At 65.0% G+C, this 8467-nt stretch carries 2 protein-coding genes; both read right to left on the bottom strand.

Features of this window, described 5'->3' with window-relative positions:
• On the bottom strand, positions 1 to 7966 hold a 7966-nt coding region (locus tag ACKLNA_RS28990; protein WP_408987836.1), incomplete at its 3' end, for an amino acid adenylation domain-containing protein.
• Positions 7963 to 8467 (bottom strand): phosphopantetheine-binding protein (locus ACKLNA_RS28995; protein ID WP_408987837.1); only part of this gene is annotated, 505 nt, incomplete at its 5' end. The genes ACKLNA_RS28990 and ACKLNA_RS28995, both read right to left, overlap by 4 nt.

The following is an 8467-nucleotide window of genomic DNA, read 5'->3' on the forward strand; positions in this document are numbered from 1 at the left end:
GACCGTGAATGCTTTGCTGAAGGTTGTAATCAACGTCAGTGGCATTGAAGCCATGCAGCAAATGCCGGCGCTCATCCTCCGCCAGCACATCGACCTGCTCCAGCAATGCCTGATCATTGCTGACCATGGCCTGAAGCAACTGCTGCAAGTAACCGGCGTAACGCTGGATCGTCGACTCATCGAACAACGCCGTGGCGTATTCCAGCGAACCCCGGATCACACCCTGGGCCTCGCCCAACGTCAGCGACAGATCGAACTTGGCAAAGTGGCTCGGCTCGGCCACGCCTTCCAGCGTCAGATCACCAAGCGCCAGGGTCGCACCGCTGCCGCTGTCCCAACTGAGCAACGTCTGGAACAACGGGCTGTGGGACAGGCTGCGCACCGGCCGGGTGATTTCCACCACTTGTTCGAACGGCAGATCCTGATGGGCCTGCGCCTCAAGCGTGCGGGCCTTGACCCGGGCCAGTAATGCCTCGACGGTGAGCGCGCCCGACGTGTCGATGCGTACGGCAAGCGTGTTGACGAACAGTCCGATCAACCCTTCGATTTCCGCCCGGTTACGGTTGGCGACCGGCGAGCCGATCACCACATCCGACTGCCCGGACAAGCGACCGAGCAACATCGCCCAGGCACTCATCACCGCCATGTACGGCGTCACGCCGTGGCGTTGGCACAGCGCCTTGAGGCCAGCGCTCAAGCGTTCATCCAACCGGATGTCGACACTGCTGCCGGCATAATCCTGCAAGGCCGGGCGTGGACGGTCGGTCGGCAGCATCAGCAAGGCCGGCGCACCGGCCAGCGCCTGCTGCCAATAATCGCTCTGACGCTGCAAGACTTCACCACTCAACCAGCGGCGCTGCCACACGGCGTAGTCGCTGTACTGCAACGCCAGCGGCGGCAACGGATCGGCCGCGCCGTGGCTGAACGCTTGGTACAGCGCCATCAGCTCGCGGGTCAACACACCCATCGACCAGCCATCGGAGACGATGTGGTGCAGGGTCAGCAGCAACACATGATGATCATCGGCCAGTCGCACCAGACGTCCGCGAATCAGCGGATCATCCTGCAAATCGAATGGCCCCGAGGCTTCGCCCTGAATCAGCGCGAGCAAGGCGTCGTCGGCCTGCGGGTGCCGGCGCAAGTCCTCGACCCTCAGCAGCACAGCGCTGTCGGGCGGCGCGATCAGCACCTGGGCTTCATCGTTGAACTGGGCGAAGCGGCTGCGCAGGGTTTCGTGACGCTCGACGATCCGCGCCAATGCCCGTTGCAGGGCCGCTTCGTCGAGGCGACCGCGCAGGCGCAGGCCGAGGGGAATGTTGTAGGCGGTGTTTGCGCCTTCCAGTTGCGCCATGAACCACAACCGTTGCTGGGCAAACGACAACGGCAGCGCGCCGTCACGCGGCGCCGGCATGATCGCCGGTTGCGTGCAGCGTCCGGCCCGGGTCAGAACCTCGGCCACAGCGGCGAGCTCGGCATTGGCGAACAGCTCGGCGAGGGTCAGTTCCACCCCCAGCCGCTGGCGCACCTGAGACAGCATGCGCATCGCCAGCAACGAATGACCGCCCAGCTCGAAAAAGTGATCCTGACGCCCGACCTGCTCGACCTGCAGCACCTCGGCCCAGATCTGTGCCAGGGTGGTTTCCAGTTCACCTTGCGGCGCCTGATAGTCGCGGGTGAACAAGGCGCTGCGATCTGGCACCGGCAAGGCCTTGCGATCGACCTTGCCGTTGGCGGTCAGCGGCAGCGCGTCGAGCCTGACGAAGGCCGCCGGCACCATGTATTCCGGCAGTTGACCGAGCAGATGCGCCCTCAGGTCGGACACAGCCAGCGCTTCGCCCTGCACCTGTTCAGTGAAATACGCCACCAGTCGCACCTGCCCGGGTTCGTCTTCGCGGGCCACCAGCACCGCTTCCTGGATGCCGGGCAACTGATTGAGGCGAGTTTCGATTTCCCCCAGTTCGACGCGCACACCACGGATTTTCACCTGATCGTCGTTGCGCCCCAGGTATTCGATGGAGCCGTCGGCGCGCCAGCGCGCCAGGTCGCCCGTGCGATACATCCGGCCGTGGTTGAACGGGTCGCGCAGGAAGCGTTCTTCGGTTAGGTCCGGACGATTCAGATAACCCCGCGCCACACCGGCGCCACCCACATACAGCTCTCCGGCCACGCCAACCGGCACAGGACGCTGCTGTTCATCGAGCAGGTAAACCGTCGCGTTGGCGATCGGTTTGCCGATGTGCAGCGCCTGCCCCGCCTCGACGATGCCCGAGGTGGCAACCACTGTCGCCTCGGTCGGGCCGTAGTTGTTGACCACATCAAAGGACTGCTGACGGTTGAACTGACGCAGACGGTCGCCGCCAATCAGCAGTGTGCGCAGGGTCGGGTGTTCGAGGTTCTGGCTGAACGCGTATTCGGCCACCGGGGTCGGCAGGAAGCTCACGTCCAGCGGTTGCGCGCGCCACCAGTCGAGCAACGCGTCCACGTCTTCGCTGCCGTCGCGGGCCGGCGCCAGGTGCAGGGTCGCGCCGGCGCACAGGGCTGGCCAGACTTCCCAGGCCATGGCGTCGAAGCCGAAACCGGCGAGGCTCGACGTGTGACGCCCGGCGCACAGGTCGAACGCCTTGCAGTGCCAGTCGACGAGGTTGCTCAAGGTGTGGTGTTCGACCATCACGCCCTTGGGCAGGCCGGTGGAACCCGAGGTGTAGATGACATAGGCCAGGTGTTCGCGGGTCATGCCCGGCACCTGCGGATTGCCGGTCTCGGTGTCCGGCCAGGCCTGCAAATCGAGGTCGATCACCGGCACGTCCAGCGCCGGCAGTCGTTCACGCAAATCACTCAGGCACAGCACCGCCATCGGCGCGCTGTCGCTCAGCAGATAGTTCAAACGCTCCGCCGGGTGCGCCGGATCCACCGGCACATAACCGGCCCCGGCCTTGAGAATGGCCACCAGCCCCACCAGCGTATCCAGCCCGCGCCGGGCGACGATGGCCACGCGATCATCAGGACGAACGCCCAGCCCGATCAGGTGATGAGCCAAGGTGTTGGCCTGCCGGTTCAGCTCGGCAAAGGTCAACGCCTGCCCCTGGCTGACCGCCGCGACCGCTGCGGGCCGCTCGATCACTTGCGCCTCGAATCGCTGCGCAATAGTCAGCCCCGACACAAACTCCGCATGGGTGTCGTTGAACGCAACCAGCAACTGTTCACGCTCGTGAGCCTGCACCATCTCGAGCTGTTCCAGCTGCGCCTGATCGTTGGCGACCATCGCGTGCAGCAACTGCTCGAAGTAGCCGACATAACGCTGGATCGTCGATTCATCGAACAGTGCCGTGGCGTATTCCAGCACGCCGCGAATTCCGCTGCGGGTTTCACCCAACGTCAGCGACAGGTCGAACTTGGCGAAGCGGGCCGGACCGCCCACGTTTTCCAGCGCCATCTCCCCCAGTTCCAGCGCCGGCCCTGAGCTGCTTTCCCAGCTCAGGGTGGTCTGGAACAACGGGCTGTGGGACAGGCTGCGCGCCGGCCGGGTGACTTCCACCACCTGCTCGAACGGCAAATCCTGATGGGCCTGGGCCTGCAATGTCAGCGTTTTCACCCGAGCCAGCAACGCTTCGACACTGAGCCCGCCGGAAGTGTCGATCCGCAGCGCCAAGGTGTTGATGAACAACCCGATCAGCCCTTCGACTTCCGCGCGGCCACGGTTGGCAACCGGCGAGCCGATCACAACGTCCGACTGGCCGGACAAGCGACTGAGCAACAGCGCCCAGGCACTCACCATCGTCATGTACATCGTCACACCGTGCCGCTGGCTCAGCGCCTTGAGCCCGGCGCTCAGTGGCTCGTCCAACCGGAACTCGACGCTGCTGCCGGTGTAATCCTGTTGCGCCGGACGCGGACGGTCGGTTGGCAGCACCAGCAAGGTCGGGGCGCCGGCCAGGGTCTGCTGCCAGTAATCGCTTTGTTGCTGCAGCACTTCGCCGCTCAGCCAGCGGCGTTGCCAGATCGCGTAGTCGGCGTATTGCAGCGCCAGTGGCGGCAGCGGATCGGCCTCGCCACGGCTGAACGCCTGATACAACGCCATCAGTTCACGGGTCAGCACGCCCATCGACCAGCCATCGGAAATGATGTGGTGCAGGGTCAACAGCAACACATGGTGATCGTCGGCCAGCCGCACCAGTCGCCCGCGAATCAACGGATCGTGTTGTAGATCGAACGGGGTCGCGGCCTGTTCACGGATCAACGCTTGCATGGCTTCGTCGGCGTGTGGATGCTGACGCAGATCCTCGACCCGCAGCAGCAGGCCGCTGTCGACCGGCGCAATCACTACCTGCACGTCATCATCGTGCGGGACAAAACGGCTGCGCAGGGTTTCGTGGCGGTCGATGATCCGCGCCAGTGACCGTTGCAGCGCCGCCTCGTCGAGATGACCGCGCAAGCGCAGGCCCAGCGGGATGTTGTAAGCGGTGTTGACCCCTTCCATGCGCGCCAGAAACCACAGCCGCTGCTGGGCAAACGACAGCGGCAACGCGCCGTCCCGTGGCACCGGCAACATGGCCGGTTGTGAGCTGCGACCGGCTTGGGCCAGCACCTCGGCGACCGCTGCCAGTTCGGCATTGGCAAACAAGTCGCTCAGGGCCAGCTCGACACCCAGACGTTGGCGCACCTGGGACACCATGCGCATCGCCAGCAACGAGTGACCACCCAGTTCGAAGAAGTGATCCCGACGCCCGACCTGCCCGACCTGCAGCACTTCGCCCCAGATCCGTGCCAGCGCGATTTCCAGCTCGCCATGCGGCGCTTCGTAATGGCGGGTGAACAACGCCGCGCGATCCGGCGCCGGCAGGGCCTTGCGGTCGACCTTGCCGTTGGCGGTCAGTGGCAACGCGTCCAGTCGCACGAAGGCCGCTGGCACCATGTACTCGGGCAACTGCGCCAGCAGGCAGGCGCGCAGCTCAGCCACCGGTTGCGGTTCGACCTGAGTCTGTTCGGTGTAATAGGCCACCAGACGCGGCTGGCCGGGTTCGTCTTCACGGGCCAGCAATACCGCTTCCTGAATGCCGGGGAGCTGGTTGAGACGGGTTTCAATCTCGCCCAGTTCGATGCGCACGCCGCGAATCTTCACCTGATCGTCGTTGCGTCCCAGGTATTCGAGGGTGCCGTCGTCCTGCCAGCGCGCCAGGTCACCGGTGCGGTACATGCGCCCGCCGTTGAACGGATCGTCGAGAAAGCGCTCGGCCGTCAGTTCCGGACGGTTCAGATAACCCCGGGCAACCCCGGCGCCCCCGACATACAACTCCCCCGCCACGCCGATGGGCACCGGACGTTGCCGCTCATCCAGCAGATACACCGTGGCATTGCTCACCGGCCGACCGATGTGCAGCGTCTGCCCGGCTTCGACCTTGCCCGAGGTCGCCACCACCGTGGTTTCGGTCGGACCGTAATTGTTGATCACGTCGAAATGCCGGTGACGGCTGAACTGTCGCAGGCGATCCCCGCCGATCAGCAGTGTGCGCAGGGTCGGGTGTTCAAGGTTCTGACTGAAGGCGTATTCGGCCACCGGCGTTGGCAGGAAGCTCACATCCAGCGGTTGCGCACGCCACCAGTCGAGCAAGGCGTCGATGTCTTCGTTGCCGTCCCGGGCTGGCGCCAGGTGCAGAGTCGCACCGGCACAAAGGGCCGGCCAGACTTCCCAGGCCATGGCGTCGAAGCCGAAGCCGGCAAGGCTTGAAGTGTGACGACCGGCGCACAGATCGAACGCGCCGCAATGCCAGTCGACGAGGTTGGACAGGGTGCGGTGTTCGACCATCACGCCCTTGGGCAGACCGGTGGACCCCGAGGTGTAGATCACGTAGGCCAGATGCCCTGTGGTCAGGCCCGGCACCTGCGGATCGAGGGCCAGGCTCAGTGGCCAGGTGCGGCGGTCGAGGTCGATCACCGGCACATCGAGCGTTGGCAACCGGTCACGCAGATCGCTCTGGGTCAGCACTACTGCCGGGGCGCTGTCGCTGAGCAGGTAGCTCAGGCGTTCGGGCGGATGCGCCGGGTCAACCGGCACATAACCGGCCCCGGCCTTGAGAATCGCCAGCAGTCCCGCCAGCGTATCGAGCCCGCGGCGGGCGACGATGGCCACGCGATCATCAGGGCGAACGCCCAGGCTGATCAGATGATGGGCCAGGGCGTTGGCGTGCAGGTTCAGCTCGGCGTAGGTCACTTGTTCACCGAGGAACACCGCCGCCACCGCTTCCGTCCGTTCGACGACTTGCGCTTCGAAACGCTGATGAATCGTCAGCCCTTGCGGATGGTCGGCCCGGGTGGCGTTGAAGCCGCGCAGGATCTGCTCGCGCTCCGCCTCCGGGAGGATCGGCACCTGGCTGACCGGCGAATCCGGCGCCTGCTCCAGCGCGGACACCAGACCGTTCAAGGCGCCGAGCATGTAATCGCACACCCGTTGCGGATCGACCTCAGTGGTGGCGAGCAGGGTCAGGCTGAAGGCGTCGCCCAGGTCGTCGATACTCAGGGTCAGCGGATAGTTGGTGCGCTCTTCCGAGTGCAGGGTGGTGATGCCTTCCCATGCCGACAGGGTTTGTGCGCTGGCCGAAGCGGCGCCATGGCTGTGACGGTAATTGAGTAAGGCGCTGAACAACGGCGTCGGTGCGGCCACGCTGCTGCAGCGCTGGGCCAGCGCCAGCGGCGCGTGTTCATGGCGCATCAAGGTGGTCAGGCGTGCGTGGGTCGCCTGCACGGCGCTGCGCACGCTCTGAGCATCGACGTCTACTCGCACCGGCAAGGTGTTGATGAAAATGCCCAGCGCCCGGTCGGTGGCTTCGGCGCCTTGCAGACGGCCCATCAGCACCGTGCCGAACACCACGCGTTGCTTGCCGGCAAGCGTGGCCAGCACCTGCGCCCAGGCCAGGTGGAACAGACTGGCCGCACTCACCCCGAGCTGCCGCGCCTGCCCCCGCAGGCGTAGGCCCAAGGCCGGATCGACCGGCACGCTCAGTTCGGTGATGCCGTGCCCGTCACCCTGCACATCCTGCAAACCGAACGGCAAGGTCGGCTCGTCGATATCGCCGAGCATGTCGCGAAAAAACGCCTCGTGCTCGGTTTCGCTGACACCCAGCCGCGCCTGCGCCACGTAATCCCGAAACGCGACCGGCCGCCCCAGCAGATTGCCCTGCCCCGTGAGGAACGCACGCATCTCATGACGTACCACGTCGAGCGCCGAGTGATCCAGCGCCATGTGATGAAACAGCAGCGTCGCGACCACCCGCTGCCCGGCTTCGTCCCAGGCATGGGCCAGACGCATCATCGGCGCCCGGCTTACATCCATGCGGAATTCCCGGGCATCGAAACGTTCGTGCAAATACGCCAGCGCATCGCCTTCGGCATCGATCTCTTCCACCGGCAATCCGGCCTCACGCCAGACCACTTGTTGCGGTGTATCCAGCCCCTCCCAGACCACCGCCGTACGGAGGATATCGTGGCGATCAATGACGGCCTGCAAGGCCTCAACGAACGCGTTCAAACGCCCGCGATCGGCAAAGGCGAAATGCGCCTGCATCACGTACGGATCGCCCTGGGTAGCGCTGACGTGGTGGTAAAGAATGCCTTCCTGCAACGGTGCCAGCGGGTAGATGTCCTGCACGTTGGCCGCGCCGCCCGGCACGTCTTCGACCAGACGGTCGATGGTCGCCTGATCGAGTTCGGCCAGGGTCAGCATCGCCGGAGTAATGCGTGTGGTGCCGGGTGCAATGCCATTGGGCGGCACGTCGACCTGACCGCTCTTGGTCGCTGAATATTGCCCGGCCTTGATCAACTCGATCAGCGCCGGTTTGTGCTCGCGCAACAGCGCCAGCACCGCCGGATCGCTCAGCGCCTGTTTGTTGCCCTGTACGCGCAACTGGTCGTCGGTGACCGCCAACTGGATGTCTTTCGCTTTAAGTGTTGCCAACAGTTCGATCACGTTCACAGGACGATCTCCATTCTTTCCGTAATTGCGGCGTATCCGGCCAGGGTCGGTTGTTCGAACAACGCCCTGACCTCGGCTTCCATGCCTTCCTGACGTAACCGGCCGATCAGACTGACCGCCAGCAATGAGTGCCCGCCCAGTTCAAAAAAGTTGTCGTGGCGCCCTACCCGCTCCACGTTGAGCAGTTCAGCCCAGAGTCCGGCGAGAAGGATTTCCACCTCGCCGACCGGCGCTTCGTACTCGCGAGTGATGACCGAAGCCTGATCCGGCACCGGCAAGGCCTTGCGGTCGAGCTTGCCGTTCGGACTCAGCGGCAGCGCATCGAGATGCACGAACACCGCCGGCACCATGTAGTCCGGCAGGTGCTCCAGCAGGTGACCGCGCAGCACGTCGATTTCCAGCCGTGCGCCGGTGTAATAGGCGACCAGACGTTTGTCCCCCGGCACGTCCTCGCGAGCCAGCACCGCCGCCTCCTGCACGCCGCCGATGTCGGTCAGGCGC

The organism is Pseudomonas sp. UV AK001 (genome assembly GCF_046097675.1).
In the GTDB taxonomy this organism is placed as follows: domain Bacteria; phylum Pseudomonadota; class Gammaproteobacteria; order Pseudomonadales; family Pseudomonadaceae; genus Aquipseudomonas; species Aquipseudomonas kribbensis.